We start from the raw sequence: 22,288 nt of genomic DNA, 5'->3' as shown, positions 1-22,288 counted from the left end.
CGGGCTCCCGTCCCCTCGTCGTCGACGGTCGAGTCTGACCCATGGGCGGACGGCAGCCCGGGCCGGGATCAGCGGTCGGTGACCGGCTGCGGCCGGCGCACCAGGGCGACGCCCACGCCGAGCGCGAATGCGGCGGCGATGACGACCAGCAGCACCGTCGCGAGGACGGCGTCCCCGCTGATCAGCGTGGTGAAGTTGGCCAGCACCAGCCCGACGATGCCCAGCAGGCCCAGCGTGCCGAGCGCCGGGGCGACGCGGGTGTGCCAGACGCGGCGGTCCACCCGGCTGCGGGCGAAGAAGGCCAGCACCGCCACGCTCGTGAGCACCATCAGCAGCAGCACGCTGACCGTCGCCAGGCCCGACATCCAGGTGAACAGCTGCAGGACCGGGTCCGAGCCGGCCACGGCGAAGACGGCCACCACCACGAACGCCGTCGCCGTCTGCGCCAGCGAGCCGACGTGCGGGGAGGCGTGGCGGGCGTGCGTCCGGCCGAGCCCGCCGGGCGCCATGCCCTGCCGGCCCAGCGCGAACAGGTACCGCGAGATGGCGTTGTGGAACGCGAGCAGCGCGGCGAAGAGGCTGGTCAGCAGGAGGACCACCATCGCGTCGGCGACGGCGGGGCTGAGGTACTCGGCGGTCGCGGAGAAGACCAGCCCCGCGGTGTCGGCCCGGGCGGCAGCGACCACGCCGTCGGTGCCGAACGCCAGGACGACCGCCCAGCTGGCCAGGGCGTAGAACCCGCCGATGAGGACCACCGCCACGTACGTGGCCAGGGGGACCGTCCGCCGCGGGTTGCGCGCCTCTTCCCCGTAGATCGCCGTGGCCTCGAAGCCGATGAACGAGGCGATCGCGAACATGATGCTGATGCCGGGGGCGCCCGAGAAGAACTCCGACGGGGCGAACGACCGCACGTCGATCCCGTCGGCACCGCCCTGCGCCAGCACCGCGACGGCGACGACGGCGATGACGCCGATCTCCAGGGTCAGCAGGACGCCGAGCACCTTCGCCCCCACGTCGATGTTCCGGTAGCCCAGCACGCCGACGACCGCCATGAGCACCAGCGACCAGACCCACCACGGCAGGTCCGGCCCGCCGTACTGGATGACCAGACCCTGCGCGGTGGCGCCGGCCAGCCCGTAGATCGCCGCCTGGATGGCGGTGTAGGTGAGCAGGGCCAGCCCGGCGGCGCCGACGCCCACCGGCGTGCCGAGCCCCTTGCTGACGTAGGCGTAGAAGGCGCCGGCATCGACGACGTGCCGGCTCATCGCCGCGTAGCCGACGCTGAACAGCAGCAGGACGACGGCGGCCACGACGTAGGCCATCGGGCTGCCCGGCCCGTTGCCGATCGCGAGCATGACCGGCAGGGCGCCGCCGATCGAGGTGAGCGGCGCGGCCGCGGCGACGACCAGGAAGACGATGCCGACGACGCCGATGGAGCCGCGCAGGCCCCTGCCGGTCCCGTCGGCAGGCGGGGCCGTGTCGGTGGCGGGCGCGGCCGTGTCGGTGGCGGGCGCGGCCGCGGGGCGCTCACTCATGGCAGCAACCGCCCTCGGTGGAGCCGGCGGTCCGCGACTGGCAGTGGGCGCTGGCGTTCGGGGGCACGTCGAGGGTGGGGTTGCGGTCGAAGAACCCGACCGGCTTGAGCCGGAAACCCGTGTAGTCCACGGGCATGATCGGCCAGTCCTCCGGCCGGGGGACGTGGGTGAGGCCGAAGGTGTGCCAGACGACGACGTCGGTGCCCTCGACGTCCCGGTCGGCGGCCACGTACTGCGGCAGGCCGGCGCCGCCCTTGTGCTGGTTGACGAAGTCGCCGGCGGCGTAGCGCTCGGCCGGGTCGTAGGCGGTCACCCAGAGGTGCTTGGTGGCGAAGGCGGCCCGCCGGGAGATGGAGCTGTCCTCGTCGGCCAGCAGCACCGGCTGCCCCTCGGGCAGGAGGGCGTAGGCCACCGGCTCGCCGAGGCGGTTGCGGCTGTTCGGGTTGCTGATGTGCCAGACGCGGCCCACCGACTGGTCGGCCAGCCGCTGGGCCTCGGACTCGCGGCGCAGCGTCGCCCGCCGTTGGGTGAAGGCGTTGCCCCGGGGGTTGTCCGGCCCCATGGGGACGCGGACGAAGTCCAGCTCCTCGACGGTGTTGGTGGGGCCGTCGAGCGCCATGTCCAGCCGGGCGCTGAACAGGTGCTGGTGGTAGGGGGCGCCGAGCCCGGGCGCGATCTGGGACGCGTAGGGGTGACCTCCGCCGGGGTGGGCCGAGGTGAACACGATGCCGGTGGCCTTGACCTCGAACCCGATCGTGCCGTCGAGGTAGAGGTACCAGTAGAAGCCGTAGTCGTAGTTGCCGATCGTGGTGAAGAAGCTGATCACCATGCGGCGCTGCCGGCGGGTCTCGGCCGAGCCGGCCCACAGGTCGGTGTGCTTCCAGAGGATCCCGAAGTCCTCCTCGTGCATGCAGATCGCGTTGCGGAGCACCTGCGGGTTGCCCCGCTCGTCGGCGATGACGGCGTCCATGTAGGTGATGTCGCCGAGGCAGTCGCAGCCCAGCTCGAGGGCGTTGGCGTAGCGGCCGACGAGGTACTCGCCGGTGTCGAAGTAGTTCTGCCAGGACCGGACGGGGGAGGGGTCGGCGTAGGGGACGACCATCTCGGCGATCGAGGCGCGGTGGATGATCGGCCGCAGCCGGCCGCCGTCCTCGAAGCCGATCTGGTGCAGCGTCAGCCCCTCGCGGGCGTCGAACCCCACCCGCAACTGCCACTTCTCCCAGGTGAGCAGGTTGCCCTCGAGGGTGAAGCTCGGGCCCTCGGGCTGGGTGATCTCGATCGGCTTCTGCGTGGTCCGCAGCGGACCGGTGAGCGAGGGGTCGGTGAAGTTGCCGTGCTCCTCGGGGACCGGCACCGGGCCCAGGTCGATGACCCGGTCGACGGTCTTGGCCATGACGTCGACGTAGGCCACCAGCCCGTCGATCGGGTGCGCCCAGGCGTGGTCCTCGGGGGAGTCCTGCCGGAAGGCCAGCCCGCGCAGGATCCGCCGCCCCTCCTCCTCCGGGTACTCGAAGACACCGGCCGACAGCGGGGCCACCCGGACGTCGGCGACGTCGAGGCCGCGCGCGGCCAGTGCGGCCAGCCACCGCTCGTCGGTCGCGAGGACCTCCTCCACCAGTGCGAACTCCTCGTCCAGCACCGGCAGCTGACCGTCGGTGGCAGCGTCGAGGGCCCGGTCGGAGACGATCTCCCGCTCGGTCACCGAGACGACGACGTCACGCGCGTCCGGCCGGGCGACGTCGTGCAGCAGGACCCGCACCCGGCGGTCGGGGACGGTGTCGCCGGCGTACAGCGCCGACTTGGCCGGCTCCTCCAGCCCGACGTAGACGAACCGCGTCGAGTCGGCGACCAGGCCGGCGGCCTCGAGGACCTCGCGGGCCGTGGTGACCTCCGCCGCGGTGAGCTGCTCGAGCGGGTGGGTGATCGGGGGGGCGGTCGTGTCCGCTGCCATGGGGGCTCCCGGTTTTGATTCTACGGGTGTAGAAAGACTGCGTGACCCAAGTTACAGCCGGTGTCTCGATATGTGAAGCCCCTGTTCTCCATGCGGAGTCGGGACGTCGGTTCGCGCCGGTGCGCTGGTGCGCGGTGCTCGTGGCGGTGACGTCCGCGGGGCTGCACGTCCTGGCCCTGGCCGGGAGCGCGGCGGCCCCTCCGGAGCGCCTGCTCGTGCTCGCGGGAATGGGGATGGCCTGCCTGCCGTGCGCCCTGCACCTCGCGCTGCTGCCCCGTCGGCGGACCTGGGTGCAGATGGCCGTCGTGTCGGCGGCCATGCTCGTCGCCCACCCCTGGGTCACGGGCGGGCACGGCGCGGGTGCGCACGGCGCGACGTCGTCGGTGGTGGGCGCGGCGATGGTCGCGGTCGCCGCCTGCGGGCTCGCGCTGGCCCTGTGGGCGCTGGTGCTCGGTGCCCGGATCCCTCGGACGGTGCGGTGACCGGTCCTCGCCCGCGTCGCGGGTGACCCCCCGGCACGGCGCTCCGCCCATCCGTCCGGTACAGAGGAGGGCCGGGTCCGGGCACGGGGGGTGGGGCGGTGGCGCTGCGATCGGGCCGGTCCACGCCGGGAGGGGCGATCGCCGGGCCGGGTCCCGGGGAGACGACCCGGTGGGCGGCCGTGCTGAGCCTGATGGCCGCCGGGGTGGTCGCCGCGGCGCAGATCGGCAAGGCGTCCGCCGCGCTGCCCGTGCTCCAGGACGAGTTCGGCCTCAGCACCGCTGCGGCGGCGTGGTTCCTGTCCCTGGTCAGCGCCATCGGGGCCGTGCTGGGCGCCGTCCTGGGGTGGCTCGGGCAGGCGATCGGGTTCCGCCGTCAGGTCCTGCTCGGGTTGCTCGCCATCGTGCTCGCCAGTGCCGGAGGGGCGGTCGTCCCGTCCGGCGCGTGGCTGCTGACCGCCCGGGCCGCCGAGGGGCTGGGGCTGGTCCTCGTCGTCCTCGCCGCGCCCGCCGTGCTGCCCGAGGTCTCCGCCCCGGAGCGCCGCCGGCTGGTCGTGGGTGCCTGGGGTGCGTACATGCCCGTGGGTGCCGGGCTGGCCACGCTGCTCGTTCCCGGTGGGGTCGCGCTGGTGGGGTGGCGGGGCACCTGGCTCGTCGACGCGGGCCTGTCCGCCTGCGTCCTGCTCGCCGTGGCCCGGTGGGTGCCTGCGACCGGTGCCCGTCAGCGTGCCGTCGGTGGTCTGGCGCGAGCGGTCCGCTCGCCGGGGGTCCTGTGCCTCGCGGCGGTCTTCGGGCTCTACGCCGGGCAGTACCTCGCAGTCGTCGGGCTGCTGCCCGCTGTGCTCGTCGCCGACGGCGGGCTGTCGCTGGCGTCCGCGGGGCTGGTGAGCGCCCTGGTCTTCCTGGTGAACGCCCCCGGCAACGTGCTCGGTGCCGTCCTGCTCCACCGTGGGGTGCGCCGCCCGTGGCTGCTCGTGGGCGGCAGCGCGTGCATGGCGGTGACCGTGTGGGGGGTCCTGGACGCCGGACTGCCGTTGTGGGCGCGCATCGCCGCGGCCCTGGCCTTCTCCGCGACCGCCGGCCTCGTGCCGGCCGCCGCCTTCAGCGGCGTGGCGGCGATGTCCGCCGGCACCTCGTCGGCGGGGGCGGCCGTGGGCCTGCTGATGCAGGGCTCGAGCATCGGCCAGCTCGTGGGCCCGCCCCTGGCGGTCGCGGCCGACGCGGCCGTGGCCTCGTGGGCGGGGCGTCCGGCGACGTTGGCCTGTCTCGCCGTCCTGGCCCTGCTCGGCGGGCTGGCCTACCGGCGGCTGGAGAGGCCGCTCGGCGCGCCGGGGAGGGATCGGCAGGACCCGGGAGGCCTGTGACCCTGGTCGGTCGGGGTCGTCGGTGCCCCGCCGCTCGACGGCGGACCCCGGTGCCGGCCCGACGGTCAGCGGAGGGCGGCGGCGACCTTCGCGGCGGCGGCCGCCACGGCTCGACCGACCCGCTCCACGTCGATCGTGTCGTCGACGTAGACCACGGCGAGCGCGGCGCGGGCCCCGCCGTCGGGCCCCAGCACCGGCGCGGCGACCGAGTGCATGCCGGGGATCACCTCGCCCCGGGAGGTCGCGAAGCCGGTGTGCCGGGCGGTGGTGAGCTCCGGCCGGTCCTCCGGGGACGGCGGCTCGGGGATGAGCAGCGCGAGGCCGGGGGCGCCCCGCCCGACGGGGTGCCGGGTGCCCGGCCGGTAGGTGACGTGCGCGGGGGAGTCGTGCGGCTCGACGCTGGTCACGGTGACCGCCTCGTCGCCGGTCCGCACGACCAGGAACGCGGTCATGCCCAGCTCGGCCACGAGGTCGTTGAGCCGGGGGAGGGCGGCGGCCTGCAGGCCGGTCCGCACGCCCCGGGCGAGCGCGGCCATCCCGAGCCCGAGCGAGAAGTGCCCGACGGCGTTGCGCTCGACGAGCTGGTGGGCCTCCAGCGTGCGCAGCAGCCGGTAGGTGATCGACCGGTGCAGTCCCAGCGCCTGCCCGATCTCGGCGATCGGCTGCGGCGTCCCGACGGCGGCCAGGTGCTCCAGGATCCGGATGCCGCGGTCGAGCGTCTGTGACTGCGGCGTGCCCCCGCCGTCGTCTGCCACCATCGCCGTCCCTCCCGTGACCCCTCCGGTCCCACCCTACGGTCGCCCTCGGCGGGGGTCCGGCCCGACGCGGCACCGCCCCGGCCCCGGGCGAGGTCGGGGCCGGGGCGGTGCCGCGTCGTCGGTGCCGTCAGCCGTTGATGACCTGCGGAACGGCGACCGCCTTGAGGCCCTCGACGCCGAACTCCAGCCCGTACCCGGACCTCTTGTGCCCGCCGAAGGGGATCATCGGGTGCACGCCGCCGTGGGCGTTGATCCAGACGGTGCCGGCCTCGAGGCGGGCGGCCACGGCGCGCGCGGCGTCCCGGTCGCTGCTCCACACCGAGGCGCCCAGCCCGACGTCGAGCCGGTTGGCCATCGCGACCGCGGAGTCGACGTCCTCGTAGCGCACGATCGGCAGCGCCGGACCGAACTGCTCCTCGGCCACCAGCGGGTTGTCGTCGTCGATGTCGGCCACGATCGTCGTCGGGTAGAAGTGGCCCGGGGCGTCGGGGTCGGGGTCGCCGCCGAGGAGGATCTTCGCGCCGGCCTCACGCGCGGCGTCGACCAGGCGGGTGACGACGTCGTACTGCGCGCGGTTCTGCAGCGGCCCGAGCACGTTCTGCTCGTCGAGGCCACGGCCCATGGGCATGGCCCGCGCGACCTCGACCAGGGCGTCGCAGACCTCGTCGTAGACGTCGCTGTGCACGTACAGGCGCTTGAGCGCCGCGCACGTCTGGCCGGTGTTGATGAAGGCGCCCCAGAACAGGCCCTCGGCGATCGCGCGCGGGTCGACGTCGGGCAGCACGATGCCGGCGTCGTTGCCGCCGAGCTCGAGGGTCAGCCGCTTCACCGTGTCGGCGGAGCTCCGGATGATGGCCTGGCCGGTCGCGGTGGAGCCGGTGAACGCGATCTTGTCGACGTCGGGGTGGGTCGACAGGCGCGCGCCCACCTCGCGGTCGCCGGCGACGACGGTGAGCACGTCGGCGGGCAGCACGCCGTTCAGCACCTCGACCAGGGCCAGCACGGAGAGCGGGGTGTACTCCGAGGGCTTGACCACGACGGTGTTGCCCATCCGCAGGGCGGGGGCGACCTGCCAGACGGTGATCATCATCGGCCAGTTCCACGGGCCGATCGCGCCGACCACGCCCACCGGCCGGTGGTGCAGCTCGGCGCGGGTCTCGCCGTCGTCCACGACGACCTCGACGGGCAGCTCGGTCGCGGCGGTGGCGCGCAGCCAGGCGGCGCAGGCGCCGACCTCGAAGCGGGCGTTGGGGCCGTTGAGCGGCTTGCCCTGCTCGCGGGAGAGCAGCTCCGCGAGCGGCTCGGCCGCCGCCTCGACCGCGTCGGCCGCGCGCAGCAGCAGGCCGATGCGCTCGGCGTCGGGGCGGGCAGCCCACGCCGGCTGCGCGGCGCGCGCGGCGGCCACGGCGGCGTCGAGGTCCTCGACGGAGCGCACCGGAGCGCGGCCGACGACCTCGCCCGTCGCCGGGTCGCGCACCTCACGGCCGCCGGGGTCGGTGACGGCGGCCAGCAGGCGGTCGTAGGTGGGCGTCTCCGGCGTGGTCGTCACGGGCGCGGACACGGTGGGGGTGGTCAACGAGGTCCTCCAGCAGGGGTCGACGAGAACGCCGGCGGGGCGCCGGCGGACGGGGAGAGGGGCTCAGAGCGCGGGTGCCGGTTCGACCCGGCCGGACACCTCGCCCAGGGAGATGCGGCCGCCGCCGGTCCCGGGCGCGGTGGCGGTGATGGTCACCTCGTCGCCGTCCTCCAGGAACGTGCGCGTGGTGCCGTCGGCGAGGGTCAGCGGCTCCGTGCCGCCCCAGGAGAGCTCGATGAACGAGCCGCGCTGGTCCTCGGCCGGCCCGGAGACGGTGCCCGAGGCGAACAGGTCGCCGGTGCGCAGGGACGCGCCGTTGACCGTCATGTGCGCCAGCTGCTGGGCGGGCGTCCAGTACATGAGGTCGAACGGGGGGCAGCTGACCAGCTGCCCGTTGAGCCGCACCTCGAGGCGGATGTCGAGGCCCCAGGGCACACCGGCGTCGTCGAGGTAGGGCAGCAGCGGGACGTCGCGCTCCGGCGCGACCCGCGCCGCCTCGAACGCCGCCAGCGGGACCACCCACGGTGAGACCGAGGTCAGGAACGACTTGCCGAGGAACGGTCCCAGCGGCACGTACTCCCAGGACTGGAGGTCGCGGGCGGACCAGTCGTTGACCAGGCACACCCCGAAGACGTGCTCCGGGAAGTCGGCCAGCGGCACCGGCCGGCCGAGCTCCGACGGCGTCCCGACGACGAAGCCGACCTCGGCCTCGATGTCCAGCCGCTGGGAGGGGCCGAAGGTGGGCGCGTCGTCGGCCGGTGTCTTGCGCTGCCCGTTCGGCCGGACGACGGGGGTGCCCGAGACGGCCACGGTGCCGGCGCGGCCGTGGTAGCCGATCGGCAGGTGCTTCCAGTTCGGCGTGAGCGCCGCGGAGTCGGGGCGGAACATCTTCCCGAGGTTCTCCGCGTGGTGCTGGGAGCTGTAGAAGTCGACGTAGTCGGCGACCTCGACCGGCAGGTGCAGCGTCACCTCCGACCGGGGCAGCAGGTGCGGTTCGATCGCCGCCCGGTGCGCCTCGTCGGTGAACCACGCGGTCAGCCGTGCCCGCAGGTCCGCCCACGCCTGCGGCCCGCAGGCCATGAAGGCGTTGAGCGAGCCGGTGGCGTGCCCGTCGTCCCCGGTGGCCGCGGCCAGGTCGAGCACGTGCTCGCCGATGGCGACCCCGGTCCGCGGTGTGGTGCCGGGGGTGGAGAAGACGCCGTAGGGCAGGTTGTCCACGCCGAAGCCGGTGCCGGGCGGGAGGTCCAGCCAGCTCGTCATGCCGAGGGCCCCCGGCCCGACCAGGTCCAGGCGTACTTCCCGTCGTCGGCGGCCAGGCCGGCCTCGCCGAGGTCCAGCGGGCGGAAGGTGTCGACCATGACGGCGGTCTCGTCGAAGTACTCCACCCCGAGGGAGCGCTCGACCGCGCCGGGCTGGGGGCCGTGGGAGTGCCCGCCGGGGTGCACCGAGATCGAGCCCTTGCCGATGCCCGAGCCCTTGCGGGCCTCGTAGTCGCCGTCGACGTAGAACATGATCTCGTCGGAGTCGACGTTGGAGTGGTAGTAGGGCACCGGCACCGCCAGCGGGTGGTAGTCGACCTTGCGCGGCACGAAGTTGCAGATCACGAAGTTGTTGCCCTCGAACACCTGGTGCACCGGCGGGGGCTGGTGCACCCGGCCGGTGATCGGCTCGAAGTCGGCGATGTTGAACGCGTACGGGTAGAGGTGCCCGTCCCAGCCGACCACGTCGAAGGGGTGCTCCGGGACGACGTGGACCGTGCCGGCCAGCCCGCCGGGGCCGGGACCGCGGTGCTTGACGTAGACCTCGACGTCGCTGCCCTCGCCCAGCAGCGGCTCGGCCGGGCCGCGCAGGTCGCGCTCGCAGTAGGGGGCGTGCTCGAGGAACTGCCCGTACCTGCTCAGGTACCGCTTGGGCGGCGCGATGTGGGAGTTGGCCTCGATCGCGTACGTGCGCAGCGGCTCGTCCCCGGTGGGGATCCACCGGTGGGTGGTGGTCCGCGGGATGACCACGTAGTCGCCCTGGCCCACCTCGAGTGCGCCGAAGACGGTCTCCACCGTCGCGGCGCCGCGCTCGACGTAGACGCACTCGTCGCCGGTCGCGTTGCGGTAGTAGGGGGAGGTCAGGCTCGAGACGGCGTAGGAGATGCGGACGTCGGCGTTGCCCAGCACCAGTCGCCGGCCGCAGACGGGGTCGGTGGCCTTGTGCTCCTCACCGGGGAACAGGTCGTGCAACCTCAGGTGCCGGGGCACCAGGGGCGCGTTCGGGGTCAGCGTCTGGTCGGGCAGCTGCCAGGGGCGGGCGTCGACGATCGCCGAGGGCACGCCGGAGTGGTAGAGCAGCGAGGAGTCCGAGGAGAAGCCCTCCTCCCCGACCAGCTCCTCGTAGTACAGGCCGCCGTCGGGACGGCGGTGCTGGGTGTGCCGCTTGGGCGGGACGCTGCCCACCTGCCGGTAGAACGCCATGGGGTACCTCCTAGTGGACGGTCTCGAGGCTCCCGTGCAGGGTCCCGCCGCGAGCCTGCGAGTGACGGGGGGCACGGGGGTCCTCCTGAGGACGGGTGAGCAGCCGGGCCACCGCGGGGGCGAGGTCGGCCGCGCGGGTGAGGACGGCGGCGACGTGCCCGTCGGGCCGCAGCACCCAGATCTCGTCGGGCCGGGCGCCGAGCGCCTCGCGCAGCGTCGGCCCGGGGTCGAGGTCGCGGATCCGGTGCACCGCCACGGGCAGGCCGCCGAGGTCGGGCAGGGCCGGCGCCTCCGCGTCGTCCCCGACCAGCACGGTGACCCCCTCGCGGGCGAGCTGGCGCAGCCGGACGACGTCCGGTCGGCCCGGCACGGTGACCGGGCAGTCGGGCACGAGGACGCCGGGTGCCGGGACGGGGACGTCACCGCGCGCCGGCCGGCCGGGGAACGGGCGGGACGGGTCGGGCGTGGTCAGCGGGGAGTCGACGTACCAGAACGGCTCGGCGAGCCGGCCGGAGTCCACCTGCGCCCGGGCGGCCGGGTCGGTCGCGGCCCGCTCCAGGACGTCGGACCGGTGCCGGGCCTCCTCGTCGCTGCCGGGCACGAGGAACCGCATGGTCGCGCCGGTGACCTCGATGTTCTCCAGGGCCGCGGCGTGCCGCTCGTCGTGGTAGCTGTCCAGCAGCGAGTCCGTCGCCCACCCGCGGAGCACGAAGGCGATCTTCCAGGCGGCGTTCTCGGCGTCGAGCACCCCGGAGTTGAGCCCGCGTGCGCCGAACGGGGAGACCAGGTGCGCCGCGTCGCCGGCGACGAGCACCCGACCGACCCGCATGCGGTCGACCACGCGGGAGTGGAACCGGTAGACCGACTTCCACACGATCTCGTAGTCGCGCTCGCCGATGACCTGGCGGATCCGCCGGTCCAGCCCGCCCGAGGCCTCCTCGGCGGCGAGGTCGAAGTCCGGCGGCACCTGCCAGTCGATGCGGAAGGTGGAGTCCGGGCAGGGGTGGATGAGCACCTGGCGGCCCGGGTTCCACTCCGGGTCGAAGTAGAAGCGGCGCTCGGTCTCCCAGCCGGGCAGGTCGGTGCGGATGTCGCAGATGAGGAAGTAGTCCTCGAAGGTCTCGCCCTCGAAGGTGAGCCCGAGGGCCGACCGGAGCTCGTCGCTGCGCGGCCCGGGGCAGGCGACCGCGTAGGACCCGCGGACCTCCACGTCGCCGTCCGCGGTCGCGCAGGTGAGGGTCACGCCGTCGGCGTCCTGCGCGACGCCGACGACCCGGGAGCCCCAGCGCACCTCGATGAGGGGCTGCTCGGCGATGCGCGCGTCGAGCAGCTGCTCGGTCTCGCACTGGGAGATGTTCACGAACGGCGGGAACGGGGACCGTCCGCGGTCGGCGAACTGGAAGCTGAACAGCTCGGTGTCGTGGTGGAAGGTGCGCGCCGTCGTCCAGGTGACGCCGCGGCGGGCGACCTCGGCGCCGACGCCGACGGCGTCCCAGACGTCGAGGACGTCGCGCTGCTGGCAGATGGCCTTGCTGCCGATCGCGTCCCGCTCGGGGCGACCGTCGAGGACGACGACCCGCAGCCCCCAGCGGGCCAGCAGCAGCGCGGCGGTCTGGCCGACCGGGCCGGCGCCCACGACCAGCACGGGCAGGTCGGGAGTCATCGGGGGCCTCATCCCTGCAGCTCGTCCCAGACCTGGCGGTCGCGCTCGGCGGTCCAGATGACGGGGCGCTCGATGCCGGAGAACTCGTCCCACAGCCGCTGGACGTCGAAGGGGAGGCAGTGCTCGAAGATCGGCCACTTGCCGTACTTCGGGGCCAGGGCCTCGTGGGTGGCGGCGAAGGCGTCCCTGAGGGTGCCGCCGGAGCGGTGCGCCTCGCCGACGGTGCGCTGCATGGTGAGCAGGAAGTCGCGGGTCTGCTCGATCGCGGCGTCCACCTGGTCGCGGCCGCGGGCGATGGCGCCGCGGCCGCCGACCAGCTGCTGGGCGCCCAGGGCCTTGACCCGGTCGAGGGTGCCGGCCGCCCAGTCGAAGTGGAACGCGTCGCCGGTGTAGAGGGCGGCCTGCGACTCCACCAGGTCCCCGGCGAAGACGATCTCCTGCTTGGGCAGCCAGGCCACGATGTCGCCCTCGGTGTGCCCGCGGCCCAGGAACTCGAGCACCAGCTCGCCACGGTCCCCGCCCAGCTCGATGGTGAGCTTGTCGCGGAAGGTCAGCGTCGGCCAGGTCAGACCGGGGATGGACTCCGGCTCCTCGAACAGCCGGGGCATCCGGCCGAACTCGCTCTCCCAGTCCTGCTGGCCGCGCTCCTCGATGAGGTGCTTGGTCTGCTCGGAGCTGACGATCACCTCGGCGTCGAACGCGCTGGCGCCCAGCACGCGGACGGCGTGGTAGTGCGACAGCACCAGGTACCGGACCGGCTTGTCGGTGTGCTCGCGGAGCTTGGCCAGCCAGCGGCGCGCGGCGACCGGCGTGGCCAGCGCCTCGAAGCAGACGAGGAAGTCCTCGCCCTCGATCGCGCCGAGGTTGGGGTCGCCTTCCGCGGTGAGCGCGTACACGCCGTCGGCGAGCACCTCGAGGGTCTGCTCCTTCACGCCGAGGTCGGCGGAGGAGGCGAAGGGCTTGGCGGCCATGGGCGGGGTCTCCCTCGGTGTGTTCCATAATCGGACGTGTCATCCGCTTATCGACTACGAGGCTACGTCGTTGTGGTGGCCGACACAAGCCCCGACCGTGGCGCAGGGAACGCCGCCCAGAGGCCCGCCGCGCTCGCGGCCACCACGGCGAGCGCCGGGACGAGGTGTGCCGCGACGGCATCGAAGGCCGGTCGCAGCACCGACTCGCCCGGGACAGCACCGCGGCCGCCCGGGCCGCTGCGGCGAGCGCCCCGGTGACGGCGAGGCCGATGCGGGCCGCGGCATGGGTGCGGTCTCCTGCTCTTGACGCCGGTGCGCGCACACGGTGTGATCGAGTTCACACTGGTTGGAGATGCGCGTGCTCATCTGAGCAGTCCGTTCCGTGCTGGCCACGAGAGGACGAGATCGTGCGCAGACGTGGAGAGCCCGTGCTCGCCGCCGCGATGGCGGGCGTCGTGGCGGTGGGGGTCGGCGGGTGCGCCGGCTGGGGCGGAGGTCCCTCGGGGGGCGGTCCCGACACCATCGACGTGCTGATGGTCAACAACCCGCAGATGATCGACCTGCAGCAGCTGACCGCCGAGCACTTCACCGCCGAGACCGGCATCACGGTGAACTACACCGTCCTGCCGGAGAACGACGTCCGGGACAAGATCAGCCAGGAGTTCTCCAGCCAGGCCGGGCAGTACGACGTCGCCACGGTCAGCAACTTCGAGATCCCCATCTACGCCCGCAGCGGGTGGATCGCCCCGCTCGACGACTACGTCGCGGCCGACGCCGACTTCGACCAGGACGACGTCCTCGGGCCGCTCACCACCTCGCTCACCGGCGATGACGGCCGGCTGTACGGCGAGCCGTTCTACGGCGAGTCCTCCTTCCTCATGTACCGCACCGACGTGCTGGAGGCCGCCGGCATCCAGATGCCGGAACGGCCGACGTGGCAGGAGGTCGCCGACATCGCGGCAGCCGTCGACGGCACCCAGCCCGGGATGGCCGGGATCTGCCTGCGCGGCCAGCCCGGCTGGGGCCAGGTGTTCGCCCCGCTCACCACCGTGGTCAACACCTTCGGCGGCACGTGGTTCACCGCGGACTGGCAGCCCGAGGTCAACGGTGAGGGGTTCCGCGAGGCCACCCAGTTCTACGTGGACCTCGTCCGCGAGTACGGCCAGACCGGTGCACCGCAGGCCGGCTTCACCGAGTGCCTGAACAACGTGGTCCAGGGCAACGCCGCCATGTGGTACGACGCGACCTCGGCCGCCGGGTCCCTCGAGGCCGCCGACTCGCCCGTCAGGGGCAAGATGGGTTACGTCGCGGCGCCGGTGGTCGAGACCGCCAGCTCGGGCTGGCTGTACGCGTGGTCGTGGGCCATCCAGGAGGCGAGCACGAAGCACGACGCGGCCTGGGAGTTCATCTCCTGGGCGTCCAGCCGCGAGTACGAGGAACTCGTCGGCGAGGAGCTCGGCTGGTCGGAGGTCCCCGCCGGCAAGCGGGCGTCGACCTACGCCAACCCGGACTACCTCGCCGAGGCCTCCGCGTTCGCCGCGCCCACCCTGGCGGCGATCGAGGCCGCGGACCCGAACAACCCGGGCGTGCAGGAGCGCCCGGCGCCCGGGATCCAGTTCGTGGGCATCCCGGAGTTCCCCGACCTCGCCACGCAGGTCTCCCAGGACGTCAGCTCGGCGATCGCCGGCCGCATGACCGTCGACCAGGCCCTCGACCGGGGCCAGGAGCTCGCCGAGGACGTCGCCCAGCGCTACCAGGAGCGGACCGGGTGACCCGCACCCCGCCGGGGAGGACCGGCCCCGCGCTCCCCGGACCTTCCCCCGACCGGGAGGAGCGGCCATGAGCACCACCCTCGAGCGCAACCGCGACGACGTCGGCACGCCACCGCCCCCACCGGGCGGAGCGCTGCGCCGCTCGGCCGACTGGGCGCGGCGGGCCCCGCTTCTGCCCGCGCTGGTCTTCATGATCGTGGTGACCCAGTTGCCCTTCGTGGGCACGCTGGTCATCTCGTTCATGGACTGGAACGCCTACTACCCGGACGAGCGCGGCTTCACCGGCTTCAGCAACTACGCCGACGTGCTCACCGACGTCACCACGCGGGACGCGATCCTCGTCACGATCCAGCTCACCGTGGTGGTCGTCCTGGTGAGCCTGGTGCTCGGCATGCTCATCGCGCTGCTGCTGGACCGTGAGTTCCGCGGGCGGGGCGTCGTCCGGACGATGATGATCACGCCGTTCCTCGTCGTCCCCGTCGCCGCCGCGCTGCTGTGGAAGCACGCGCTGTTCAACCCCGAGTACGGCCTGCTCAACGGCACGCTGACCTGGATCTGGGGGCTGTTCGGCTCCGACTCCCCACCGCAGCCGGACTGGATCACCACGGCGCCCCTGGTGGCGGTGGAGGTCGCCCTCATCTGGCAGTGGACGCCGTTCATGATGCTGATCCTGCTGGCGGGGCTGCAGAGCCGGCCGATGGACGTCATCGAGGCGGCCCGGATCGACGGTGCCAGCAGCTGGCAGATCTTCCGCTACATGACCTTCCCGCACCTCCGGCGCTACCTGGAGCTGGGCGCGCTGCTCGGGGCGATCTACATCGTGCAGGTCTTCGACGCGGTCTTCGTCATCACCTCGGGGGGCCTGGGCACCGCGAACCTGCCCTACACCATCTACCAGGTCTTCTACACAGCCCATGACTACGGCCGGGCCTCGGCGGCAGGGGTCATCACCGTGATCGGCACGATCGTCATCGCCACCCTGGCGCTGCGGACGGTGTCGACGCTGTTCCAGGAGGAGAACGTGCGATGAGCTCGGTCACCGACGTCGCCCCGGTCGCCGCCACCCGCACGCCCGAGGGGGCACCCCGCCGGCCGCGCAAGCCACGCGGCGGGCTGGTCCTCGGTCTGGTCGCCTGGGTGATCGGGTTCCTGTTCGTGGTCCCCGTGCTCTGGATGGTGTTGACGTCCTTCCACAGCGAGGAGGCCGCCGCCACCAACCCGCCCGCGGTCCTCGCGCCGCTGACCCTGGAGGGCTACCGGACGTTCTTCGGCCTCGGCACCGGCGCGAACCCCTGGCCCTCGCTGCTCAACTCGCTGACCGCGAGCGTCGTCTCCACGGTCCTCGTGCTGCTGCTGGCCATCCCGGCCGCCTACGCGCTGTCGATCCGGCCGGTGCGCAAGTGGACCGACGTGATGTTCTTCTTCCTGTCCACCCGGATGCTGCCGGTGGTCGCCGGCATCCTGCCCATCTACCTGTTCGCGCAGTGGAGCGGGCTGCTCGACAACATCTGGCTGCTCATCGTCCTGTACACCTCGATGAACCTGCCGATCGCCGTCTGGATGATGCGGTCGTTCCTCGCCGAGGTCCCCGTCGAGATCCTCGAGGCCGCCGCGATGGACGGCGCGGGGCTGCTGCGGACCCTCCGCCAGGTGGTGACCCCGATCGTCCTGCCGGGCATCGCCGCCACCTCGCTGATCTGCTTCATCTTCAGCTGGAACGAACTGCTGCTGGCCAGGACCCTCACCGGGACGGTGGCGCAGACCGCGCCGGTGTACCTGACCGGGTTCGTGACCAGCCAGGGACTGTTCCTGGCCCAGATGTGCGCGGCGGCCTTCGTCGTGTCGCTGCCCGTCCTCGTCGCCGGCTTCGCCGCCCAGGACAAGCTGGTCCAGGGCCTGTCGCTGGGCGCCGTGAAGTGAGGACCGCCGGCCGGCGCGACCCCCGGTCGGTGGAGGTCGTCCACCCCCAGACCTGACGTCCCCGGACCCAGCGAGGAGAACCCCATGGCCTCCGTCACCTACGACAAGGCGAGCCGCATCTACCCGGGCGCGGAGAAGCCCGCGGTCGACGCGCTGGACCTGCAGATCGCCGACGGCGAGTTCCTCGTCCTGGTCGGCCCGTCCGGCTGCGGCAAGTCCACGAGCCTGCGGATGCTCGCCGGCCTGGAGGACGTCGACCGGGGCAGCATCCGCATCGGCGACCGGGACGTCACGCACGTCAAGCCCAAGGACCGGGACATCGCCATGGTCTTCCAGAGCTACGCGCTCTACCCGCACATGACCGTGGCGGACAACATGGGGTTCGCGCTCAAGCTCGCCGGCAAGGGCAAGGACGAGATCGGCGCCCGGGTCGCCGAGGCGGCCAAGATCCTGGACCTGGAGCCGTTCCTCGACCGCAAGCCCAAGGCGCTCTCCGGCGGCCAGCGCCAGCGCGTGGCCATGGGCCGGGCCATCGTGCGCCAGCCGCAGGTCTTCCTCATGGACGAGCCGCTGTCCAACCTCGACGCCAAGCTGCGGGTGCAGACCCGGACCCAGATCGCCGCCCTGCAGCGCCGCCTGGGCACGACCACCGTCTACGTGACCCACGACCAGGTCGAGGCGATGACGATGGGGGACCGGGTGGCGGTGCTGCGGGCCGGCCTCCTGGAACAGTGCGACACCCCGCTGCGGCTCTACCAGGAGCCGGCCAACGTCTTCGTCGCCGGTTTCATCGGGTCCCCGGGCATGAACATCGCCGAGTTCGGGATCGAGGACGGGCACGCCGTCCTCGGGCGCGCCCGCATCCCGCTGTCCACGGCCACCCTGAGCGCGCTCTCCGCCGAGGGGGCCGACGGCGTCGTCGTCGGCTTCCGGCCGGAGTCCCTCGACCTGGTCGCGGAGTCCGAGGCCGGTGCCTTCCCGGTCGAGGTGGCCGTGGTGGAGGAGCTCGGCTCCGACGCGTTCCTGCACGGGCGGCTGCCCGAGCTGGCCCAGGACGCCGGTGAGATCAACGAGGACATCGTCGCCCGGGTGGACCCCGGCCGCCCGCCCGCGAAGGGGGAGCGGGTGCACCTGCGCATCCAGCCGGGGAAGGAGCACCTCTTCTCCCCGACCACCGGCCGGCGCCTGCCCGGCTGACCGCCGTCCACGGGAGGGATGACCGTGCCGCCGCTGACCGCGGGGTCGCTGCCGGCCCTGGCCGGGGCCGTGCCCGTGCCGACCTACGACCGGTCCCGGGTCCGGCCCGGGATCGTGCACCTGGGCGTGGGGGCCTTCCACCGGTCCCACCAGGCCGTCTACGTCGACCACCTCCTCCAGCGGGGCGGCGCGGAGGACTGGGGCATCTGCGGCGTCGGGGTGCTGCCGGGCGACCGCGGGATCGCCGAGGCGATGGCGGCCCAGGACTGCCTCTACACCCTCGTGGTCAAGCACGCGGACGGCACCTACGAGCCGCGGGTGATCGGCTCGATCGTCGAGTACCTGCTCGCACCCGACGACCCGGACGCGGTGGTCGAGAAGATGGCCGCCGAGACGACGCGGGTCGTGACCCTGACGGTGACCGAGGGTGGCTACAACATCTCCGCCGTGACCGGGGAGTTCGACGCGACGGCCCCCGACGTGGTCGCGGACCTGCGGCCCGGCGCCGCGCTGAGGTCGTCGTTCGGTCTGGTCACCGAGGCGCTGGTCCGCCGCCGGGACCGCGGGCTGGCGCCGTTCACCGTCGTGTCCTGCGACAACATCCAGCACAACGGGGACGTCGCCCGGCGGACCTTCGCCGCCTTCGCCACGCTGCGCGACCCCGACCTGGGCGCCTGGGTCGAGCGGGAGGTGTCCTTCCCGAACTCGATGGTCGACCGCATCACCCCCGCGACCACGGACGCGGACCGGGCCGAGGTCGCCCGGCGGTTCGGCATCGAGGACCGGTGGCCGGTCGTGTGCGAACCCTTCACCCAGTGGGTCCTCGAGGACCGGTTCGGCCTGGGGCGCCCGCCGCTGGAGGACGCCGGCGTCCAGGTCGTGGACGACGTCGAGCCCTACGAGCTGATGAAGCTGCGGCTGCTCAACGCCAGCCACCAGGCGCTGGCCTACCTCGGCCACCTGGCCGGCCACCGGCTGGTCCACGAGACCGCGCAGGACCCGCTGTTCGCCCGGTTGCTGCTCGGCTACATGGAGGAGGAGGCGACGCCGACCCTCCGTCCGGTCCCCGGGATCGACCTCGACCACTACCGGCGCGACCTGATCGCCCGCTTCTCCAACCCGCACATCCGCGACACGCTCGCACGACTGGCCTTCGACGGCTCCGAGCGGTTGCCGAAGTGGCTGCTCCCGGTGGTCAGGGAGAACCTGGCCACCGGCGGGGAGATCCGGCGTTCGGCCGCGGTCGTCGCCGGGTGGGCCCGGTACGCCGAGGGGGTCGACGAGCAGGGCGCGCCGATCGACGTGGTCGACCGGCGGCGCGAGCAGTTGATGGCCAACGCCCGCCGGCAGCGCGGGGAGCCGCTGGCCTTCATCGCCGACCGGGACCTGTTCGGCGACCTGGTGGACGACGAGCGGTTCACCGCCGCCTACCTCGCCGCCCTGACCTCCCTCCACGAGCGCGGGGCGCGGGCCACCCTCGAGGCCCTGGTCGGGAACGCCCTGCCGACGCCGTCCCCCTAGGTCGGCGGCCGCACGCCGGCGCGGCCCGCCTCCGGGGAGGCGGGCCGCGCCGCGGGTCGGTCGGGAGGGGCGGTCAGCGCGCCCCGGCGCCGACCGGCTCGTGCTGCTCGGTGCGGGTGGGGGCGGCCTTCTCCAGGGCGGCACCCTCGACGTCGAGCACGGGCAGCCAGCCCAGCCAGCGGGGGAGCCACCAGGCCCGCCGGCCGAGCAGGGCCAGTGCCGCGGGCACGAGCACCATGCGGACGACGAAGGCGTCGAAGAGGATGCCCATCGCCAGCGCGAAGGCGATCGACTTGATGGTCGCGTCCCCGGCCGGGACGAAGCCGGCGAACACCGAGAACATGATCAGCGCCGCGGCGACGACGACCGGGGCCGCCTGCCGGAAGCCGGTGCGGATGGCCTCCAGCGGCGCGGCGCCGTGGCTGTGCGCCTCGTGCATCCGGGACACCAGGAAGATCTGGTAGTCCATGGCCAGCCCGAACAGGATGCCGATCACCAGGATCGGCGTGAGGCTGATCAGCGGGCCGGTGCCCTCGAGGTTGACCACGTCGGCCAGCCAGCCCCACTGGAACACCGCCACCGTGGCGCCGAGGGAGGCACCGACGGTGAGCAGGAAGCCCAGCACGCCGACCAGCGGGACCAGCAGCGACCGGAAGACCAGCACCAGCAGCACCAGCGCCAGGCCCACGACCAGGACGAGGTAGACCGGCAGCGCCTCGTCGAGGGCCTGGGCCACGTCGACGCTGACCGCGGTCGCGCCGGTGACGGAGGCCTCGACCCCCTCCAGTCCGGCGAGCTCGGTGCGCAGGTCGGTGACCAGGTTCTCGGTGGCGGCGTCGGTCGGCCCGGACCCGGGGATGACGGTGAGCAGGGCCGCGCTGTCGTCGGCGTTGGGGACCGGCGGGGTGACCAGGGCGACGTCGTCCAGCCCGGTGACGTCCCCGCTGACCCGTGCTGCCGCCTCGGCCGCACGGTCGCCCTCGAAGAGGATCGTGATGGGCCCGTTGAAGCCGGCGCCGAAGCCGTCGGCGAGCAGCTGCTGGGCCCGCGCCGCCGTGCTGTCCTCGGGCGGCGTCTGCACCAGCGTCGTCTGCATGGAGAAGAACGGGACGGCGATGGCGCCCAGGGCCACCACCGTCAGGAGCAGGGAGGCGACCCGGCGGCGGGTGACCGTGGTGGCCCAGCCGGTGAGGAAGCCGCGCCGGCTGCGCGCGTGCGCCGGGTGCCGGGGCTGCTCCGCTGCCGCGTGCGCGCCGTGCCGGGAGCCCTGCGCCAGGGCGGCGCGCTGCGTGCGGGGCAGCACCCTGAGGCCCAGGAAGCCGAGCACGGCCGGCACCAGGGTCAGGGCGACGAGGACGGCGGCGACGATGGTGGCGGCCGCGGCCACCCCCATCTGCGTCAGGAAGGGGATGCCGACGACGAACAGGCCGGCGAGGGCGATCACGACGGTGAGGCCGGCGGTGACCACCGCCGAGCCGGCGGTGCCCACGGCCGTGGCGATCGCGGTGCCGACCCCGGCCCCGTGCCGCAGCTCCTGCCGGTACCGGGTGACGATGAACAGCGCGTAGTCGATGCCGACCGCGAGGCCGAGCATCGCCGCCAGGATCGGCGTGGTCGAGGACAGCTCGGTGAAGCCGGTCGCGATGGTGACGCCCAGGACGCCGATGCCGACACCGACGACGGCGGTGAGCAGGTTCATCCCGGCGACGACCAGGGAGCCGTAGGTCACGGCCAGGACGACGAGGGCGACGACGACACCGATCGCCTCGGCGGGGCCACCGACGTGCGGCGGCTCCTGGACGGCCTCGCCGGTGACCTCGACGGTGAGCCCGCCGTCGCGGCCGTCCTCCACGGCGGCCAGCAGGGCGTCCTGCTCGGCCGGGGTCACCTCGCCGGGCGCGGCGGCGTAGGTCACCGTGCTGTAGGCGGTGGTCTGGTCCCGGTTCACCGCCGGCGCGGCGGGGTCGATCGGGTTGCTGGCCGACGCCACGCCCGGCAGCTGCGCGAGCTCGCCGACCAGCTCGCCGACGGCCGCCGCGTTCGCCGGGGTGGTCAGCGTCTGACCGTCCGGGGCCGCCACCACCACCCGGGCCGTGGCGCCCCCGCTCGCGCCGAACTCCTCGCTGATCCGCTCGAGGGCGGTGGTCGACTCCTGCCCGGGGATGGAGAAGCTGCTCGAGGTCTCACCGGCCAGGGTGGCCGCGCCCGCGCCGCCTCCCACGAGGACGACCAGCCAGACGAGGACCACGATCGTTCGGCGCCGGTGCGAGAAGGCGCCGAGTCGGGACAACAGGACAGCCATGCGGGATCAGGCCTCCACCTGGTGGGGTTCGGTACGTGCGGCGCCGGGATGGCGGTGGCCGAGCGCGTCGAAGCACGTGGCGACGATGTGCTGCCGCCACGCGGTGATCCGGTCCTCGGAGTGCGCGGCCAGGGTCAGGACGGCCAGCGCGGCGAGCGCGCCGACGACCCGCACGAGCCGGGGCGTCTCCGCGGTCTCGGGGTCGACGCCGAAGGCCTGGAGGACGAGGTCGGTGACGGCGCGCTCGGGGTCGGCGGCGCCCAGCTGCGTCGCCGGCGCGAGCATCAGCGCGACCAGCCCGGGGTGGGCCAGGGCGACGTCGAGCAGGACCTCCAGGGCGTACCGGTCGCGTTCGGGTCCCGGCGGCAGGTCGCCCACCTGGTCGAGCACCCGGTGCCCGAAGGTGGCGGCCTGCTCCAGCACGGCCTCGTGCAGGGCGTCCTTGGTGGGGAAGTGGTGCAGCAGACCCGCCTTGGACAGGCCGACCGCGTCGGCGATGTCCTGCACCGACGTCTTCGCGAAGCCGCGGCGGGCGAACAGAGCGGCCGCCCGGTCGAGGATGCCCTCGTCGATCTGCTGTCGGAACGGCCGGGCCACGGGACCAGCGTAGGTCCCGACCGACCGTTTCGGTCGGTGGACCGACCGAAACGGTGGGTGCGGTCGGCCACAGCCCTCAGGCCGGACGCACCCGGGACCGGCGCCGGCGGAGGCGTGTCTCGCCGGCGCCGGCCGTCCTCAGGCGTTCTGCGGGAAGCCGAGGTTGAGGCCGCCGTGGCTGGGGTCCAGCCAGCGGGAGGTGATGACCTTGCCGCGGGTG

17 protein-coding genes are annotated in these 22,288 nt (G+C 73.6%); 7 read left to right on the top strand and 10 right to left on the bottom strand.

Annotated features, from left to right (window positions below; genetic code table 11):
• Positions 1–68: 68 nt before the first annotated feature.
• Positions 69–1,535 carry an APC family permease gene (locus ACI79C_RS18950; protein ID WP_456947235.1) on the bottom strand — a complete coding sequence of 489 codons (1,467 nt, stop codon included), beginning with the start codon at positions 1,533–1,535 and terminating at the stop codon, positions 69–71.
• Positions 1,528–3,486, bottom strand: coding sequence for a primary-amine oxidase (locus ACI79C_RS18945; RefSeq protein WP_456947234.1), 1,959 nt, complete (start codon positions 3,484–3,486; stop codon positions 1,528–1,530). The genes ACI79C_RS18950 and ACI79C_RS18945 overlap by 8 nt, the downstream gene beginning before the upstream one ends.
• 146 nt (positions 3,487–3,632) lie before the next feature.
• On the opposite strand from ACI79C_RS18945, the gene ACI79C_RS18940 reads away from it, so the two are divergent.
• Positions 3,633–3,968 (top strand): hypothetical protein, encoded by a 336-nt coding sequence (locus ACI79C_RS18940; protein ID WP_456947233.1) that lies wholly within the window; start codon positions 3,633–3,635, stop codon positions 3,966–3,968.
• 98 nt (positions 3,969–4,066) lie between these two features.
• Positions 4,067–5,329, top strand: coding sequence for an MFS transporter (locus ACI79C_RS18935; protein ID WP_456947232.1), 1,263 nt, complete (start codon positions 4,067–4,069; stop codon positions 5,327–5,329).
• A 65-nt stretch (positions 5,330–5,394) separates the two neighbouring features.
• On the opposite strand, the gene ACI79C_RS18930 is transcribed toward ACI79C_RS18935, so the two are convergent.
• From ACI79C_RS18930 to ACI79C_RS18905, 6 genes are all read right to left on the bottom strand, one after another.
• Positions 5,395–6,087, bottom strand: coding sequence for an IclR family transcriptional regulator (locus tag ACI79C_RS18930; RefSeq protein ID WP_456947231.1), 693 nt, complete (start codon positions 6,085–6,087; stop codon positions 5,395–5,397).
• A 127-nt stretch (positions 6,088–6,214) separates the two neighbouring features.
• Entirely contained in the window at positions 6,215–7,636 is a 1,422-nt protein-coding gene (locus tag ACI79C_RS18925) for an aldehyde dehydrogenase family protein (protein ID WP_456947230.1), read from the bottom strand.
• A gap of 90 nt (positions 7,637–7,726) precedes the next feature.
• Complete coding sequence (gene fahA, locus ACI79C_RS18920) at positions 7,727–8,923, bottom strand: fumarylacetoacetase (protein ID WP_456947229.1); 1,197 nt, start codon at positions 8,921–8,923, stop codon at positions 7,727–7,729.
• A complete protein-coding gene (locus ACI79C_RS18915) occupies positions 8,920–10,125 on the bottom strand; it encodes a cupin domain-containing protein (RefSeq protein ID WP_456947228.1) in 1,206 nt (401 codons plus the stop codon). The genes fahA and ACI79C_RS18915 overlap by 4 nt, the downstream gene beginning before the upstream one ends.
• A 10-nt stretch (positions 10,126–10,135) precedes the next feature.
• Positions 10,136–11,788, bottom strand: coding sequence for an FAD-dependent monooxygenase (locus ACI79C_RS18910; RefSeq protein WP_456947227.1), 1,653 nt, complete (start codon positions 11,786–11,788; stop codon positions 10,136–10,138).
• 8 nt (positions 11,789–11,796) lie between these two features.
• Positions 11,797–12,759, bottom strand: coding sequence for an MBL fold metallo-hydrolase (locus ACI79C_RS18905; protein WP_456947226.1), 963 nt, complete (start codon positions 12,757–12,759; stop codon positions 11,797–11,799).
• A 407-nt stretch (positions 12,760–13,166) separates the two neighbouring features.
• On the opposite strand from ACI79C_RS18905, the gene ACI79C_RS18900 reads away from it, so the two are divergent.
• The 5 genes from ACI79C_RS18900 to ACI79C_RS18880 all read left to right on the top strand — a co-directional run bounded on the left by ACI79C_RS18900 (position 13,167) and on the right by ACI79C_RS18880 (position 19,169).
• Positions 13,167–14,531 carry an ABC transporter substrate-binding protein gene (locus ACI79C_RS18900; RefSeq protein WP_456947225.1) on the top strand — a complete coding sequence of 455 codons (1,365 nt, stop codon included), beginning with the start codon at positions 13,167–13,169 and terminating at the stop codon, positions 14,529–14,531.
• Between the two features lie 67 nt (positions 14,532–14,598).
• Positions 14,599–15,561 carry a carbohydrate ABC transporter permease gene (locus ACI79C_RS18895; protein ID WP_456947224.1) on the top strand — a complete coding sequence of 321 codons (963 nt, stop codon included), beginning with the start codon at positions 14,599–14,601 and terminating at the stop codon, positions 15,559–15,561.
• Entirely contained in the window at positions 15,558–16,451 is an 894-nt protein-coding gene (locus ACI79C_RS18890; RefSeq protein ID WP_456947223.1) for a carbohydrate ABC transporter permease, read from the top strand. The genes ACI79C_RS18895 and ACI79C_RS18890 overlap by 4 nt, the downstream gene beginning before the upstream one ends.
• A gap of 84 nt (positions 16,452–16,535) precedes the next feature.
• The gene (locus tag ACI79C_RS18885) at positions 16,536–17,648 is read left to right on the top strand and encodes an ABC transporter ATP-binding protein (protein ID WP_456947222.1); all 1,113 of its coding nucleotides are present in this window, start codon (positions 16,536–16,538) and stop codon (positions 17,646–17,648) included.
• Between the two features lie 18 nt (positions 17,649–17,666).
• Complete coding sequence (locus tag ACI79C_RS18880; RefSeq protein ID WP_456947221.1) at positions 17,667–19,169, top strand: mannitol dehydrogenase family protein; 1,503 nt, start codon at positions 17,667–17,669, stop codon at positions 19,167–19,169.
• 73 nt (positions 19,170–19,242) lie between these two features.
• Here the strand turns inward: ACI79C_RS18880 and ACI79C_RS18875 are convergent, their stop codons facing one another.
• Together ACI79C_RS18875 and ACI79C_RS18870 are read right to left on the bottom strand one after the other, a co-directional pair.
• Positions 19,243–21,471, bottom strand: a complete 2,229-nt coding sequence (locus ACI79C_RS18875) for an MMPL family transporter (RefSeq protein WP_456947220.1) — start codon at positions 21,469–21,471, stop codon at positions 19,243–19,245.
• Between the two features lie 6 nt (positions 21,472–21,477).
• Positions 21,478–22,068: a TetR/AcrR family transcriptional regulator gene (locus ACI79C_RS18870; RefSeq protein ID WP_456947219.1), complete on the bottom strand. Its 591-nt coding sequence runs from the start codon at positions 22,066–22,068 to the stop codon at positions 21,478–21,480.
• Between the last annotated feature and the right edge of the window lie 220 nt (positions 22,069–22,288).

The sequence above is a fragment of the Geodermatophilus sp. SYSU D00697 genome (genome assembly GCF_054050175.1).
The sequence above is the reverse complement of the archived record's forward strand: the minus strand, read 5'-3'. Positions and strand labels throughout refer to the sequence as shown.